Raw genomic sequence first — 15,915 nt, 5'->3', positions numbered from 1 at the left:
CTAGTTGGCGCTGACGATGGCACGCATGATTTTTTCCTGGCTCGCCTCGGCGGTTGGCATTTCGGCCACAAACCGCCCTTCGTTCATCACGTAGATGCGGTCCGACAGGCCCAGCAGCTCAGGCATTTCGGACGAAATCACGATCACGCACTTACCCTCGGCCGCGAGTTGCGCAATCAGTGTGTAGATTTCGAACTTGGCCCCCACGTCAATGCCGCGTGTGGGCTCGTCCAGAATCAATACCTCGGGGTTGGTGAACAGCCATTTGCTCAGCACCACTTTTTGCTGGTTGCCACCCGACAGGTTGACCACTTTCTGGTCTACACCCGAGCAGCGAGTGCGCATTTTTTCGCGGTAACCCTGGGCCACGGCAAACTCGCGACCATCGTCGATCACGCCGTTTTTGGACACGCCAGGTAGATTCGCCAGCGAGGTGTTCCACTGGATGTCTTCGTTCAACACCAGGCCGTTGCCCTTGCGGTCTTCGGTGACGTAGGCCAGGCCGTGCGCCACGGCTTTTTGCACCGTGGACACGTCGATTTCCTTACCGTGCAGCATCGCCTTGCCGCTGATGCGCTGGCCCCAGGATTTACCAAACACACTCATCGCCAACTCGGTGCGGCCCGCGCCCATCAGGCCGGCAATGCCGACGATTTCGCCACGCTTGACGGTCAGGTTGATGCCTTTAACCATCTCGCGGTCGGCATGCTGTGGGTGGTAGGCGCGCCAGTCGCGCAGCTCGAACACGGTCTCACCAATATTCGGCGTACGTTTGGGGTAACGGTCGGCCATTTCGCGGCCCACCATACCGCGAATCACGCGGTCTTCGCTAATGGATTCGGCGCGGCAGTCCAGCGTCTCCACCGTGGTGCCGTCACGCAAAATGGTGATGGAGTCGGCTACCTTGGAGATTTCGTTGAGCTTGTGCGAAATCAGAATGCAGGCAATGCCCTGGGCTTTGAGTTCTAGCAGCAGCATCAACAGCGCATCGCTGTCGGTTTCGTTCAGGCTGGCCGTAGGCTCATCCAGGATCAGCAGTTTGACTTCTTTGGACAGCGCCTTGGCAATTTCGACCAATTGCTGCTTGCCCACGCCGATATTGGTGATCAGCGTGTTGGGGGATTCTTTGAGGCCGACCTTCTTTAGCAAGGCCTGGGTCTGGCTGTGTGCCGCCATCCAGTCGATCACTCCGTTGTGCGCGGTCTCGTTGCCCAAAAAGATGTTTTCGGCAATCGACAGCAGCGGCACCAAAGCCAGCTCCTGGTGAATGATGATGATGCCCTGTTGCTCGCTGTCGTGGATGCCGCTGAATCGGCGCTCCTCATCCATGTAGCGGATCTCTCCGCTGTAGGTGCCATGGGGATAGACACCCGACAAGACCTTCATCAAGGTTGACTTTCCTGCGCCGTTTTCACCCACCACGGCATGTATCTCGCCTGCATGCACACGCAGATTGACCTTATTCAACGCAACCACTCCGGGGAATGTCTTGCGGATGTCGTGCATCTCCAGAATTGTTTTCAACGCCTATTCCTCTTTTAGACTTACGCAGCGCCCGTGGGCGCGGTGATACTCACCTGCCCTCGGGCGCTGCGTAAACCGTGCTTCAGTTGAAAGCAAATTGCATCTCAGGCACAACGATCCTGCTCCGCGAGGCGCAGGATCGTCGGCCGTCACGGCTTACTTGACTTGCGATTCCTTGTAGTAACCGCTGTCAATCAGGATTGGCTTCCAGTTGGAAGCATCTACAGCCACTGGCTTGAGCAGGTAAGCAGGCACGACCTTGATGCCGTTGTTATAGGTCTTGGTGTCGTTGATTTCAGGCTTCTTGCCGGACAACTCGGCATCCACCATATTGGCGGTCACCTTGGCCAGCTCACGGGTGTCCTTGAAGATGGTGGAGTACTGTTCACCACGCAGAATGGACTTCACCGAAGGTATTTCCGCGTCCTGGCCGCTCACGATCGGGCAAGGCTGGGTCTTGGTGCAGTAGCCCACACCCTTGAGGGAAGACAGAATCCCGATGGAAATGCCGTCATAAGGGGACAGCACGGCATCGACCTTGTCCTTGGCATAGAAGGCGGACAGCAAGTTGTCCATACGGGCCTGGGCCACAGCACCATCCCAACGCAGGGTACCGACCTTGTCCATGCCCATTTGCTTGCTGCGCACCACCAGCTTGCCGCTGTCGATGTAAGGCTTGAACACGCTCATCGCGCCGTCGTAGAAGAAGAAGGCGTTGTTGTCATCTGGCGAACCACCAAACAACTCGATATTGAACGGACCCTTGCCTTGTTTCAGGCCCAGCTTGTCCACAATGGTGCCGGCTTGCAACACGCCGACCTGGAAGTTGTCGAACGTAGCGTAGTAATCCACGTTCTTGGACCCCTTGATCAGACGGTCATAGGCAATGACCTTGACGCCCTTGTCGGCAGCGTTTTGCAACGCCTTGGACAGCGTGGTGCCGTCAATCGAAGCAATCACCAGGACCTTGGCACCCTTGGTAACCATGTTCTCGATTTGGGCGAGCTGGTTAGGGATGTCGTCGTCAGCGTACTGCAAATCGGTCTTGTAGCCGCGCTCCTTGAGTACCTTGACCATGTTGTCGCCGTCAGCGATCCAGCGGGCCGAAGATTTCGTGGGCATGGAAATGCCGATGGTTCCCTTGTCTTGTGCATTGGCCTGGGGTGCGAAACCCATAGCGGCCAGGGCCATGCTGGCCAGCAAGGTTTTGATAAACGTACGTTTCATTGGATGTCTCCGTTGGTTAAAAAAACGCCCCCAGTATCAAGGGCGTCGTGGTTCGCGCAGATAAGTATTTACGCTTGGGGAACTCTTGCAGCCACTTCCATCGGAAAGATACTTTCTTCAGTCAGAATGCGTTTTTGCAAAGTCTTGCCTGCCTTCAAATTTATCATGACGGCCATGAGCTTCGAGCCCAGTAACGGCCCGCACTCAACAGACACGTTCAATTTACCAGTAATCATGGCGTCGAACGCGCCCTTCACCGCATCGATAGACATAATCATGATGTCCTTGACGGATTTGAACGTAGCTTCTTCAACCGCCTGGCTGGAACCAATCGCCATGCCCTCGTTGCGCGCAAACAGCACATTGATCTTCTTGCCCTCGGCCTTTAAAAATACCTCCATGACTTCCTTCCCCTTGGCACGGGTGAAGTCGCCATCCACGTTCTGAGCAATGAAGGAACGAATGGCCTTGATCTGATTTTTCTGCCTTTGCTGTGCATCAGAGAACTTCAACTCAATTCCGGCTTCTGCGACAGAAGCCTTGATGGAATCGGCATTAACGGTATGCCATTCGCTTTCGGCACCCACTTGGCTAAAACCCAGAATAATTTTCTCCTGTGCAAATGCAGCGGATGGCAGCAGGCCGATAAAAAACACAGCAGCCAGTACAGCTGTAAGGGTACGGCAATTGATTTTTATAGCGCCTCCTAATTGATTTCGTAGTTTGCCCGGCCTGCTATTTCAGGCCAGCATATAGCCGGTCTTCACCGTGGTGTAGAACTCTGCTGCGTAGCGCCCCTGCTCGCGCGGACCGTAGCTGGATCCCTTGCGCCCGCCAAAAGGCACGTGGTAATCGACACCCGCTGTAGGCAAATTGACCATGGTCATCCCCACATCCGCATGGCGCTTGAAATGCATCGCGGTTTTCAGCGATGTAGTGCATATACCGGCACATAAGCCAAATGGAGTGTCGTTCGCCAAAGCCAGCGCATGCTCGTAGCTATCTGCACGCAGCACGCAGGCAACGGGGCCGAAAATTTCTTCGCGGGCCAAGCGGTGCTCTGGCTTCGCAAGGAACAATGCAGGACTCATGTAGTGTCCAGGTGTAGGACGCTCCAAGACAGCGCCCCCAAAAATATGCTCCGCACCTTCTGCACGGGCGATTTCCATCCAGGCCAAGTGCTGTACCAACTGACTGCGATCCACCACCGGACCTATGGCCGTATCCCGTTCCAACGCATGCCCAACCTTCAGCTTGATCATCCGTTGACGCAGCTGCGATACAAATGCGTCATGCACCGCCGTTTCCACAATCAACCGGCTGGATGCGGTGCAGCGCTGGCCCGTTGAGAAATATGCGCCCTGCACAGCGCAATCCACCGCTTGGTCTAGGTCCGCGTCGGCCAACACCACCAAAGGATTTTTGCCGCCCATCTCCAACTGCACCTTCGCGCGCCGCGCCGAGGCGGCCTGCAAAATGCGCTCACCTGTCGCCACCGAACCAGTAAAGCTCAAAGCATTTACGCGCGGGCTATCGACCAGCGTCTGACCCACCTCACGGCCGCTACCCATGACCAGATTGAAAACGCCTGCCGGTAGACCAGAACGACTAATGATCTCCGCCAACGCCCAACCGCAGGCTGGCACTAACTCAGCGGGCTTGAATACCACGCTATTACCATAAGCGAGCGCCGGTGCAATCTTCCATGCAGGAATGGCAAACGGGAAATTCCACGGAGCGATAATGCCAACCACCCCCACCGGCTCACGCGTCACGTCAACTTGCACACCCGGCCGCACAGAGGCCATGGCCTCACCCGCAATGCGCAAGGCCTCGCCGGCAAAAAATTTGAATATCTGGCCCGCCCGTGTGACCTCGCCCACGGCTTCTGGCAAAGTCTTACCCTCTTCCCGAGCAAGTAGATTGCCCAACTCAGCTTTGCGAGCCAGGATTTCGCTGCCAATTTGGTCCAGTACGTCGAATCGACGCTGCGGTGTACTCTGACTCCAATGCGACAAAGCCTCGGCAGCGGCACGTATCGCCAGTTCGGTCTGGTTACGATCAGCACGTGCGTACTCTGCAACTACTTCACGGGTATCAGACGGATTTTCACTAATGCCGGTGGTGACACCCGTCTCCCAGCGACCATTGATGTATTGCCGGGCAGTCTGCAGTTTTTCGCCTGATGTCATGTAGATGTGATTGCCAATGTGCGAGCAGTTTAGAAATAAAATTCATATCAATCTAATCATTTTTTCAACAAAATACATATCAATGTCTGCATTCTGGAAAACCCCATGACGAATTACACCCACTGGTTCATCCGCGCCCGGCTGAAAACCCGACAGCTTTTGTTGCTGGTGGCCCTGGCGGAAGAAGGCAACATCCACCGGGCAGCCCAAGTGCTCAACATGACTCAGCCCGCTGCGTCAAAGTTGCTCAAAGACTTGGAAGACGTGCTGGAGGTGTCGCTATTCGACCGTCTGCCACGCGGCATGCAGCCCACTTGGTATGGCGAAACCATGATCCGCCATGCTCGCGTAGCCCTGGCTAGCCTGAACCAGGCACACGAAGAACTCACCGCGCTCAAAGCCGGACGCTTTGGCCAAGTCAGCATCGGTGCGATCACCTCACCGGGGCTCACACTGCTGCCGTCGGCTGTTGCCCTGGTCAAGCAGGAGCAACCCACGCTGCGTATTGCACTGGACATCGATACAAGCCCGGCGCTGATTGAGCGACTACAACAGGGCAAACTCGACATCCTGGTGGCCCGCCTGTTCGCCGAACACGATAAGACCAATCTGCGTTACGAACCCTTAGTAGAAGAGCCGGTATGCGCTGTCGTCCGACCAGGCCACCCGCTGATTGGCATGACAGGACTGACCTTGCGCGACGTAGTGAGCGCCGGCTGGATCGTCCCGCCGGCCGGCAGTGTGCTACGCCACCGGTTTGAGCTGATGTTCCAGGAGGTAGGGCTGGCCACGCCGTTGAATGTGGTTGAAAGCGCCGCCCTGCTCTTCATCACCCGCATGCTGCAGCAAAGCGATATGGTGGCCGTAATTGCCGCCGATGTAGCCAAGTACTATGCTGCCCACGGCATTGTTTCCATAGTGCCGTTGGAAATACCATGCCATATGGATGCATTCGGCATCATCACCCGTACCGACCGCCTCCCCTCCCCCGCAGCCAAGGTGATGATGAAGGCCCTGAAGACCGCCAGTCTGTCACTATACGGATGCAAGCTGGAGGCCGAATAAAGCTAAGCTGTCAAGCCCAGCCGGCATCCACCTTGAACTCTTGGGCGGTGCACATGGCGCCGTCACTGGAGGCCAGGAACAAAACCATGCGCGCGATATCTGCGGGCAAAATTTTGTCGGGCAGGCACTGGGTGCGCTGCAAATTGGCCTCGCCCTCGGCATCCAGCCACAGCTGGACCTGGCGTTCGGTCATCACCCAACCTGGCGAGACGGTGTTGATGCGGATGCGGTCCTGGCCCAGGCTCTTGGCCAAGCCACGCGTCAGGCCATTCACCGACGACTTGGCGATCGCATAGCAGGGGTAGCCCGTGCCCTTGGTCTGCCAGCCGGTGGACCCCAGGTTGATGATGGAACCACCGCCCAGCCGGCGCATGCCCGGCACCACCGACTGGATTGCAAAAAATGCCGGCCGCTCGTTAATAGCCATTCGCTGGTCGTAGTACTCGGGGGTGACCGACTCCAGCGTGTGGCGGTCGTCACTGGCTACGTTGTTGACCAGTGCCGAGAAGTCGCCCAGAACCGCAGCGGCATCCTGTATGGCCGCTTGCAGCGCAGCCACATCCCGCACATCGCAGGTACGCCACCAGGGCGCGGCATGGCCGACGTCCTGCAACTGCTGCGCCAGCGCACGGCTGGCATCTTCGGCCACATCCACAAAGGCGACCCGTGCGCCCTGCTCCACAAATGCCGAGACGATGGCCGCGCCAATACCGCCGCCACCGCCAGTCACAAAGACCGGCAGGTTACGCAAACTGGGGTAGGAGGAGTCCAATGCGGCGCCGGAAGATGTCGCCTGCGAGTTAATGTTATTTGTCATTGCAAAATATATATCTTTAAATGCAAAAAATAATGCATTTTGATATAACTATGCCCTGCGCACCCCATCCACGTCAAGCACCGGACCTATTTACGCGCCGAACAAGGCGCAGCTTTTCACTTCAACCAACACACCATCAGCCGCCGCAAGATTTATAAAAAATATGGCTCTATCGCATGTATTACGTGCGTCAGCAGCTACGAAATAAATAGCAATCACCCGTCCTACGTTAAACGCTTGCGGCCCGGTTAGCGTCCAGCGCCGCATGCAAGGCCACCAGAGCCTGGGTCAGCTTGTGCTGCGGGTCCAGATAGACCATGGGCAAGGATTGTTCGTGCGATTCACGTATCTTGACCGAAGAGGACAGATAGGGCTGCAGCACAGGCAGACCCTCGGCCACCAATTCGTTCACCATGCGCTGCGGCAGGTTGGCGCGCGGTTGGAACTGATTCACCACAATTCCGTCCACCACCAGGCCGGGGTTGTGGTCCACGCGGATTTCCTGCACGTTCTCCAGCAAGGTGTACAGGGCCTTGCGGGCAAACTCGTCGCAGTCGAACGGGATCAGGCAAGCACGCGCGCCAATCAGGGCGGAACGGGTATAGAAGTTCAGCGCGGGTGGGGTATCCAGGTAAATACGGTCGTAGTCCGCCCCCAATTGCTGCAAGGCTTCACGCAGCTTGTACAGCTTGTGACGCGACTCCAGCTTGCCCTCCAGCTCGCCCAGCGCCGGGCTGGACGGCATCACATGCAGGTTCTCGTGTGGCGTGGGTACGATGAAATCCGTGGGCGGTACCGTGCGCAGGCTGTAGCTCAGGCAATGTTCAAAGAACCCGGCCACAGTGGGCTGGTCTTCGCGTGCCAGCGATCCCAACAGATAACTTGTGGAATTTCCCTGAGGGTCCAGATCGATTACCAGGGTGCGCAAACCCTGGCTGGCACTGATGGCGGCCAGGTTGCAGGTAATGGTGGACTTACCCACCCCACCCTTCTGGTTGAAAACGACAAGTGGCATGGCACGGTTCCTCGTACAAAGAGACAGGGGCTAAAACTCGGGCTATTGTCCACGGTCCATGCCCAACGCAGGCCAGCAGCAAATCGCATGCCCACTGCGACAAAAATAAGCCGCTGACCATCGCAGATGGCTACCGGCCCAACTACGGCGATTTGGTAGCATGAAGACATGTTCAACCGCGCCTGCATCCGGCCCGCAGTCATTGCTGCCCACCTCAGTCTTTGCGCATTCAGCTGCTGCTTGGCAGCTACGCCCCCCACATTCGAAACCCCGGAAGCAGAGAAATTCGTACGGAGCATGTTGGCCGAAGCCGATGCAGGCAAGATCCTGCGCGTCAGCAGCAAAACCCTGATGCAAGCCTACAAATCCAACGAGGCTGCCGCCGACCAAAAATACAAAGGTAAACCACTGCTGGTGGAAACTGCGGTGGACCTGGTATCACGCGACATGGTCGGCGCCCTGGTGGTGTACCTTAAATCAGGCTCCTTTATGCCGGTTGCAGCCCGCTTCGACACCAAGGTCACCCTGGTCGAAGGCCTGGAAAGTAGCACCAACACCGTCAAAATCCGGCGGCTTCCAGCGGAAGAAGCCGTCACCTTGCTAAAACGCGGCCAGACCATCCATCTGCTCTGCAAAGGTGACGGTTACAGCCTGGGCTCCCCGGGGCTGGAGCTTTGCAACATGGTCAGCTTATAAAAGCTGGTATTTAAATCCCTGGCTCCGGCCCCTGCGCGCCCTTGTGCATCGTGATCACATCAAACGGGCAGCGCAGTGCGCATTTGCTGCAACCGGTACAGGCATCTATATCGCTAAGAACAGAGAACTTCTTCCAGCCCTGCCTTTCCAAGGACAGCAAATGCAGGTCGCAAGTGGGCACGCACCAGCCGCAGCCAGTGCAGCGTGTGGTGTCTATTACCGGTTTCGGTACTTGGCGTGGTCTACCCATTGAACCTACATCATAGAACCGGCACAACCTTGTTCACCACACAGACGAAAATCCAAAGATGCAAGAACCTTCGCCTCGCTCCATACCCCGCTTCTGGTGGCACGCCACAACACTAGTCGCATTCCTGGCGGGCTGCGCCTCCACACCACCCAAGCAGCCGCTGCGAGCTGTCTCGCCAGCCGCTACCCAAGCCGCACCAGCGTCACCCTCTGCCGAAGCACAGAGCCTGCAATCAGATTTCGCCCGCTGGGTCGATAGCGTCCGCGCCCCGGCGCTTGCCGCCGGCATCAGCGATGCCACCCTGCATATCGCTTTCGACAATGTGCGCTACCTGCCACGTGTGGTCCAACTGGACCAGGCACAGCCCGAATTCACGCGTACGGTCTGGGACTATCTGGACTCAGCCGTATCCCCGCAACGCGTGGTGCGCGGCCAGGACAAACTCCTGCAAGTCCGGGCTGAAGCCGATGCAGCCGCCACCAGCTACGGCGTACCGGCCAGCACCCTGGTCGCCATCTGGGGCATGGAAAGCAACTACGGCAGCAACTACGGTGACATCCCCACCATCGACGCGCTGGCAACGCTGGGTTTCGAAGGGCGGCGCGAAGACTGGGCCCGTAGCCAATTGCTGGCAGCGTTGAAGATTCTGCAAAACCGTGATATCGACCGTGCCCACATGATCGGATCCTGGGCTGGCGCCATGGGCCAGACCCAGTTCCTGCCATCGAACTTTCTGGCCTACGCCGTAGATGCCGATGGCGACGGCCGCCGCGACATCTGGGGCAGCATGGCCGATGTACTGGCCTCGACAGCCAACTTCCTGGTCCGCTCTGGCTGGCAACCAGGTCAGCCCTGGGGCACTGAGGTGCAGCTCCCCTCAGGGTTCGACTTCGGCCGCGCCGACACCCAGATACGGCAAACCGCCGAGCTATGGGCGCTGGAGGGCGTACGCAGCATGGACGGCGCAGCCCTGCCCGCGCTGGACGCGGCAGAAATCCTGTTGCCTGCAGGCGCACGCGGACCCGCCTTTCTGGTGGGCCCCAACTTTCGCGCCATCCTGCGCTACAACAACTCCACCAGCTACGCGCTCGCGGTCAGTCTGCTAGCCCAGCGCCTGGACAATGGGCCCGCTGTACAAGCGGCGTGGCCGCGTGATCTGCAAGCCCTCACGCGCAGCCAAATACGGGAGCTACAAACAGCACTGAACCAGCGTGGATTTGCCAGCGGCAGCGCCGACGGCCTGATGGGCCCCACCACACGCGACGGCCTGAGAAAGTACCAACGCAGCCTGGGCCTGCCTGCAGATGGCTATCCAGACCTGGAGTTGTTGCAGCGCTTGCAAGCGCCATAGCATTGCGGATTCAGGACATCCGCAATGCACCGGTAGCCCGAGCGTCAAGCCAGCTGGCGTTGTACATGCTTGAGTAAGCCTTCACAGGCATCTTCGACCAGGTCCAGTACGGCCTCAAACCCTTGCTCCCCACCGTAATAGGGGTCCGGGACCACCGGGTTGTCATAGTGTTCACAGAACTCGGTCAAGCGCCGGATCTTGGAGTGGTGACGGGACGGGCTTTCACTCTGCGTCAAAGCCAGGTTGTCCCAGTCCATCACCAGAATCAGGTCGTATGCGTCAAAGTCTGCATTCCGGATCTGACGCGCCCGTAAACGAGACAGGTCGTAGCCACGCCGGGATGCATGCGCCTGCGATCGGGTGTCAGGGGGACTATTGGGATGGTAGTTGTGGGTGCCGGCGGAATCCACATGGATTCGGTGCCCCCAGCCCTGTGCAGTGACCTTGTGCAGGAACACGCCATGGGCGGTCGGACTGCGACAGATATTGCCCATGCAGACAAATAGAACAGAGAAGGTTTTCATCATCGTCGTCGTGCGGGATGCCCAATCCTGGTCAAGCGGGAAGCAACAGTACCAGAGTTCCCAATCGGGCCATGCTTCTACACTAGGATGACAAATATACTGTATATTAAAACAGTATTTAGCCCAACTACAGATGTGAGAGCCCGCATGGAAACCATGATCGAAACCCTGTACACCGTCACTCTCAGCGACTACCCCGATCTACCCGAGAAGGAACGCATGGCTGCGGAAGCGCGCTACTGCAAAGCGTTAGAGCGGCGTATAGGCCCGCCGGAAGACGTAGCGCATGTACTCAAAGCAATAGAGCGTCTGACAGACGACAGTGATGTACAAGAACCCAGCGATGAAACGCGTAAGCTGGTAAGCCATTGGCATCTTGCGTGTAACGTGGCACGAACTGCGGGCTTGCAAGGGTTGGGGGATCTACCAGAAGCCTGGTTTGATGTCCGTGTCTTGTAAGCAGCCCCCTCAAACGTTGCAAAACTTTGGCTGCTGCAATCCAGAGAAACGCCAGCACCGAAATACATCGTTCCGAAGCCCATGTTGAATCTTCTCTTCACAACCGTTACCGGAGCCCTTGCAGCCACAGGAGCATCCGCTATGGCTCCAAGCTTGTTGGGCAGGAGTCTCAGTGTCTGGGAAGTATTGCTTTGCGGCGGTTTGGCATGGGCCTGCACAGCCTGCGTACTACGCTACCGCAAACGCCAGGAACGCAAGCGATTGGTTAGCATGCGCGACTCGGCCTTGTGGTGATGCAGCAGCCAGTTCGGGCGATTTCATCAACCGATTGGTTGAAATCAGCAACTCGCCAACCAGCCTCCGCTGGTGTCGACGGGAGGATTCAGTCCCCCCGCAGGGGTTTAGGCACAGCATGCCTGATCACGCCTTTGCGCCCCCGTACAAAAACCATACGAATCTGTTAGACGACTGCCAAGCACAAGCAATAATCAACATGGTAAAAGCAAAAAACCATTAATCGTAAGCTATTGATTTAGCTTACTCTTAACGGGTTTTTTTAATACATGCCCTTTTCGTCAGCCAGGCGGATATAGGGACGGTCGGCGGGGCATTTGGCCCGGTCGCACTGGAGTTTTGTCAGGGGCATACAGGCGCGTTTGGGGGCATATTTTCTGGGGGCACAAAAAAACTGGATTTATGCCCCCAAATATGCCCCCACAAAATGCTGGCTGTCAACGAACTACTTTGAACCTCCACGAACGAAAAAGCCCCGACTAGCGGGGCTTTTAGCGTGGTTCCTGAACTTCTACGAACTTCCTGGAACCGGTTCTTGGCGGAAAGGGTGGGATTCGAACCCACGGTACCTTGCGGTACGCCTGATTTCGAGTCAGGTACATTCGGCCACTCTGCCACCTTTCCTGGTGTGTCTTTAGCTTGGTCCTGGTGGCCTTGGGACTAAGCAACGCCCGCCATTCTAGCAGCTGGCGCGGCCATATTCGGCTTAGCCGCCCAATTTTTCCAAACCGCCCAGGTAAGGACGCAGCGCTTGCGGCACGGTGACCGAGCCATCGGCATTCTGGTAATTCTCCAACACAGCTACCAGCGTACGGCCCACGGCCAAACCCGAGCCATTCAAGGTGTGCAGCCATTCATTTTTGCCCTGCGCATTCTTGAAACGGGCTTGCAGGCGGCGGGCCTGGAAGGCTTCGCAGTTGGAGACCGAGCTGATTTCACGGTAGGTGTTCTGCGCAGGCAGCCAAACCTCCAGGTCATAGGTCTTGGCCGCGCCAAAGCCCATGTCGCCGGTGCACAAGGACATCACACGGTACGGCAAACCGAGCTTTTGCAGAATGGCTTCAGCGTGGCCGGTCATCTGTTCCAAAGCCTCGTAGCTGTGGTCGGGATGGACGATTTGCACCATCTCCACCTTGTCGAACTGGTGCTGGCGAATCAGGCCGCGCGTGTCGCGTCCGGCACTGCCGGCTTCGGAGCGGAAGCAAGGCGTATGGGCGGTCAACTTGATGGGCAGGTCGGTCTCGGCAGCAATGGTGTCGCGCACGAAATTGGTCAACGGCACTTCGCTGGTGGGGATCAAATACAACTTCTTCTTTGCAAGTTCAGCTAAAGAAGCGTCAAACATTGAAGCCAAACCGTCTCCCGCTCCAACATGAAACAGATCTTGCTCGAACTTGGGCAACTGGCCCGTGCCGCGCATGGAGTCAGCATTCACGATGTAAGGCACATAGCACTCGGTGTAGCCATGTTCGGTGGTCTGCACGTCCAGCATGAATTGCGCCAAAGCCCGGTGCAGACGGGCAATCGGACCTTGCATAACGGTAAAGCGCGAGCCAGTGAGCTTGACGCCCATTTCAAAGTCCAGGCCCAGGGGTTCGCCTAGATCCACATGGTCTTTTGCTACAAAGTCCATAGCACCTGGCGCACGTTCGGCGGGGCTCCAGGTCCGCACCACCACATTGCCAGATTCGTCCGCGCCGACCGGCACGCTGGCGTGCGGCAGATTGGGTACGGCCAGCAGCAGGGCCTGAAGCTCGGCTTGCAGATGGTCCAGACGCAGGGCCGAGCTTTCCAGTTCGTCCTTGATGGCCGCCACGGCAGCCATCACGCCATCGACGCTCTCTCCTTTGGCCTTGAGCTGGCCGATCTGCTTGCTGAGCGCGTTGCGCTGGGCCTGCAGCTCCTCGGTACGGGTCTGTATGGTTTTGCGCTCGGACTCCAGCGCGCGGAACGAATCCACGTTCAGGAAGGCTTGCGGATTTTTACGCGTTTGCAGCCGGGCTACGACGGCGTCAAGGTCTTTGCGGAGGAAGGTGATGTCTAGCATCCCCCCATTTTAGTTTCACGCCAGCGTAGCTGGATCGACGTTGCCGCCGCAGAGTATCAAAGCCACTTTTTCGTCCACACGTACCTGGTATGCGCCAGACTGCAAGGCCGCCAAACCCAGGGCCGCACCGGGCTCCACGGCCAGCTTCAACTCCTTCCACAGCCAGCGCTGCGCGGTTCGGATGGCGTCGTCGTCCAACAGCAAGGCGTCTCGTACAAAACGTTGCGTGACCTCCCAACCCAGCTGCCCGATGCGCTTGGCGCCCAATGAATCTGCGGCGATACCCCCCACTGCAACATCCACCGGTTCACCCGCTTGACGCGCACGGTACAGCGTTGGCGCCAAGGTAGGCTCCAGGGCTACCACGCGGCTACGCTGCTCAAACCAGGCCGCCACGCCGCCGATCAGGCCCCCGCCGCCCACGCTGACTAATACGCTGTCAGGCAGACCGCCCTGGGCTTCCATCTCGTGGGCCAGGGTGCCGGCACCAGCCAGCACTTCCGGCTGGTCGTAGGCATGGGTCAACAGGGCGCCGGTGATCTGCTGGCGCGCCATGCAGGCCTCGAAAGCCTCCGCATACACCGCCCCGGTCACCACCACCTCGGCCCCCAGATCACGCAAGCGGGCACGCTTGGCTTCGGGTGAGACCGTGGGCACAAATACCTCGCAGCGCACGCCCAGGGCCTGCGCCGCCGCCGCCGTGGCAATGCCCGCATTGCCGCCTGAGGCGATCACCACGCCCGCGTCCGGTATGTTGTTGGCCAACAGACGGTTCAGCATGCCGCGGGCCTTGAAGCTGCCGCCCACCTGGGTGTGCTCCAACTTGAGCCAGACCTCGGCACAGCCCAGGCCCAGCGCTGCGCCGGATAGCTTCCACAACGGTGTTTTACGTAAAAAATGGCCGTGGCGCGCATCAAACCTGCGCAAGGCGCTATCAATTTCAGAGTGATTCATCTTAGTAGCCGTCACTGCCATAGCCGCTGGCCAGGCTTTCAAACTTGGTGATATTGCGCAAGAACGCCAGCTTGACGGTGCCGACGGGCCCGTTACGGTGCTTAGCGATGATGACCTCAGCCACGCCCGGCTCTTTACACGCGTCCTTGGTGTAGTACTCGTCGCGGTAAATGAACATGATGATGTCCGCATCCTGCTCGATGGCGCCGGATTCACGCAAGTCACTCATCATGGGACGTTTGTCCGGGCGTTGCTCCACCGAACGGTTGAGCTGGGACAAGGCGATCACCGGGCATTGCAATTCTCTGGCCAGCATCTTCAAGCCGCGCGAGATTTCGCCCAGTTCGGTGGCGCGGTTGTCGCTACCTCCGCTGGAGCTGGAGCCACTCATCAGCTGCAAGTAGTCGACCACGATCAGGCCCAGCTTGCCGCACTGGCGTGCCAGGCGGCGCGAGTTGGCACGCAGCTCGCTGGGCGACAGGCCCGGGGTCTCATCGATATGCAACGACACCGTACGCAGGCGCTCCACCGCCTCGGCCAGGCGCGGCCATTCCTCGTCGGTCAGCTTGCCGGTGCGCAAATGCCCCTGGTCGACGCGACCGATCGAACCCACGATACGCACAGCCAACTGGGATGCCCCCATTTCCATCGAGAAGATGGCAACCGGCAAGCCTTCGTTGAGCGCCACGTGTTCGGCGATGTTCACCGCGAAAGCCGTCTTACCCATGGACGGACGCGCTGCAAGCACAATCATATCGCCCGGCTGCAGGCCAGAGGTCATGCGGTCCAGGTCAGGAAAACCCGTGGCCACACCGGTCACGTCGCCAGCACTGTCAGCCATCTCCTGCACGCGGTCCAGCAGGTCAACCACCAGGGTGTCCATGGCCTGGAAGCCCTGTTTGTTGCGCGCACCTTCTTCGCCGATATTGAAGATCTTCTGCTGGGCCTCATCGAGGATCTTCTCCACCGGCCGGCCCTGGGTGTTAAAGGCATTGGTGGCGATCTCATCGCTGACCGTGACCAATTTGCGCAGCACGCCGCGCTCACGCACGATTTCAGCATAGCGGCGGATATTGCTGGCACTAGGCACGTACTGCGCCAGCGAGTTCAGGTAGGCCAAGCCCCCTACTTCGTCGGACTTGCCGATTACCTGCAGCCGCTCGAACACGGTGATCACGTCGGCCGGCTTGCTGGCGTTGATCAGCTCGCGCACTGCGGTAAAGATCAGCCGGTGCTCGTAACGGTAAAAGTCATCGTCCTTGAGCAAGTCTCCCACCCGGTCCCAGGCGTTGTTGTCCAGCAGCAGGCCACCCAGCACGCTGGATTCGGCCTCAATGGAATGGGGGGGAATGCGCAGTTGCGCAATTTCGCGGTCGTGGCTGGGGGACTCGTCCAAGGGGGGGAAAACGGCAGACATGGGGGCTTGCTTCCTGGGGTGAGGCTGGATGCTACGCGGTGGCGCCGGGAACGGCCAGGCACAAGTCTGTGCGCAAGCCGTGG

At 58.4% G+C, this 15,915-nt stretch carries 14 protein-coding genes, 1 tRNA gene and 1 pseudogene; 4 read left to right on the top strand and 12 right to left on the bottom strand.

The window, feature by feature from the left end; genetic code table 11:
* From mmsA to AC07VY_RS20685, 4 genes and pseudogenes are all read right to left on the bottom strand, one after another.
* Positions 1 to 1,506, bottom strand: coding sequence for a multiple monosaccharide ABC transporter ATP-binding protein (gene mmsA / locus AC07VY_RS20700; protein WP_495077196.1), 1,506 nt, complete (start codon positions 1,504 to 1,506; stop codon positions 1 to 3).
* Positions 1,507 to 1,680: 174 nt separating this feature from the next.
* Entirely contained in the window at positions 1,681 to 2,751 is a 1,071-nt protein-coding gene (gene chvE / locus AC07VY_RS20695; protein WP_495077071.1) for a multiple monosaccharide ABC transporter substrate-binding protein, read from the bottom strand.
* Between the two features lie 16 nt (positions 2,752 to 2,767).
* Positions 2,768 to 3,449, bottom strand: a pseudogene (locus AC07VY_RS20690) (type 1 periplasmic-binding domain-containing protein).
* A 42-nt stretch (positions 3,450 to 3,491) separates the two neighbouring features.
* Positions 3,492 to 4,943, bottom strand: coding sequence for an aldehyde dehydrogenase family protein (locus tag AC07VY_RS20685; RefSeq protein ID WP_495099105.1), 1,452 nt, complete (start codon positions 4,941 to 4,943; stop codon positions 3,492 to 3,494).
* 105 nt (positions 4,944 to 5,048) lie between these two features.
* Here AC07VY_RS20685 and AC07VY_RS20680 point away from each other — a divergent pair, with 105 nt between their 5' ends.
* Complete coding sequence (locus AC07VY_RS20680; protein WP_495099104.1) at positions 5,049 to 6,008, top strand: LysR family transcriptional regulator; 960 nt, start codon at positions 5,049 to 5,051, stop codon at positions 6,006 to 6,008.
* A gap of 10 nt (positions 6,009 to 6,018) precedes the next feature.
* Here the strand turns inward: AC07VY_RS20680 and AC07VY_RS20675 are convergent, their stop codons facing one another.
* Together AC07VY_RS20675 and AC07VY_RS20670 are read right to left on the bottom strand one after the other, a co-directional pair.
* Positions 6,019 to 6,825 (bottom strand): SDR family NAD(P)-dependent oxidoreductase, encoded by an 807-nt coding sequence (locus tag AC07VY_RS20675; protein ID WP_495099103.1) that lies wholly within the window; start codon positions 6,823 to 6,825, stop codon positions 6,019 to 6,021.
* A 229-nt stretch (positions 6,826 to 7,054) separates the two neighbouring features.
* Positions 7,055 to 7,840 carry a ParA family protein gene (locus AC07VY_RS20670; RefSeq protein ID WP_495077066.1) on the bottom strand — a complete coding sequence of 262 codons (786 nt, stop codon included), beginning with the start codon at positions 7,838 to 7,840 and terminating at the stop codon, positions 7,055 to 7,057.
* Between the two features lie 297 nt (positions 7,841 to 8,137).
* On the opposite strand from AC07VY_RS20670, the gene AC07VY_RS20665 reads away from it, so the two are divergent.
* A complete protein-coding gene (locus tag AC07VY_RS20665) occupies positions 8,138 to 8,536 on the top strand; it encodes an OB-fold protein (RefSeq protein ID WP_495099102.1) in 399 nt (132 codons plus the stop codon).
* 10 nt (positions 8,537 to 8,546) lie between these two features.
* On the opposite strand, the gene AC07VY_RS20660 is transcribed toward AC07VY_RS20665, so the two are convergent.
* Positions 8,547 to 8,786 (bottom strand): 4Fe-4S dicluster domain-containing protein, encoded by a 240-nt coding sequence (locus tag AC07VY_RS20660; protein ID WP_495077064.1) that lies wholly within the window; start codon positions 8,784 to 8,786, stop codon positions 8,547 to 8,549.
* 58 nt (positions 8,787 to 8,844) lie between these two features.
* Between AC07VY_RS20660 and AC07VY_RS20655 the strand changes: the two genes are divergently transcribed.
* Positions 8,845 to 10,137 carry a lytic murein transglycosylase gene (locus tag AC07VY_RS20655; RefSeq protein WP_495099101.1) on the top strand — a complete coding sequence of 431 codons (1,293 nt, stop codon included), beginning with the start codon at positions 8,845 to 8,847 and terminating at the stop codon, positions 10,135 to 10,137.
* Positions 10,138 to 10,181: 44 nt separating this feature from the next.
* Here the strand turns inward: AC07VY_RS20655 and AC07VY_RS20650 are convergent, their stop codons facing one another.
* Entirely contained in the window at positions 10,182 to 10,661 is a 480-nt protein-coding gene (locus AC07VY_RS20650) for a low molecular weight protein-tyrosine-phosphatase (protein ID WP_495099100.1), read from the bottom strand.
* 147 nt (positions 10,662 to 10,808) lie between these two features.
* Here AC07VY_RS20650 and AC07VY_RS20645 point away from each other — a divergent pair, with 147 nt between their 5' ends.
* Positions 10,809 to 11,120 (top strand): hypothetical protein, encoded by a 312-nt coding sequence (locus tag AC07VY_RS20645; RefSeq protein ID WP_495099099.1) that lies wholly within the window; start codon positions 10,809 to 10,811, stop codon positions 11,118 to 11,120.
* An 830-nt stretch (positions 11,121 to 11,950) separates the two neighbouring features.
* On the opposite strand, the gene AC07VY_RS20640 is transcribed toward AC07VY_RS20645, so the two are convergent.
* The 4 genes from AC07VY_RS20640 to dnaB form a co-directional block, all read right to left on the bottom strand.
* Positions 11,951 to 12,038, bottom strand: a tRNA-Ser gene (locus AC07VY_RS20640).
* Positions 12,039 to 12,120: 82 nt separating this feature from the next.
* The gene (gene serS, locus AC07VY_RS20635) at positions 12,121 to 13,461 is read right to left on the bottom strand and encodes a serine--tRNA ligase (protein WP_495099098.1); all 1,341 of its coding nucleotides are present in this window, start codon (positions 13,459 to 13,461) and stop codon (positions 12,121 to 12,123) included.
* A gap of 15 nt (positions 13,462 to 13,476) precedes the next feature.
* Complete coding sequence (locus AC07VY_RS20630) at positions 13,477 to 14,415, bottom strand: threonine/serine dehydratase (protein ID WP_495099097.1); 939 nt, start codon at positions 14,413 to 14,415, stop codon at positions 13,477 to 13,479.
* A gap of 1 nt (position 14,416) precedes the next feature.
* Entirely contained in the window at positions 14,417 to 15,832 is a 1,416-nt protein-coding gene (dnaB, locus tag AC07VY_RS20625) for a replicative DNA helicase (RefSeq protein WP_495099096.1), read from the bottom strand.
* Positions 15,833 to 15,915: the final 83 nt, after the last annotated feature.

The organism is Rhodoferax sp. GW821-FHT02C08, from assembly GCF_059421805.1.
Note: the sequence above shows the minus strand (reverse complement) of the source record. Positions and strands in the feature narration are given on the sequence as shown.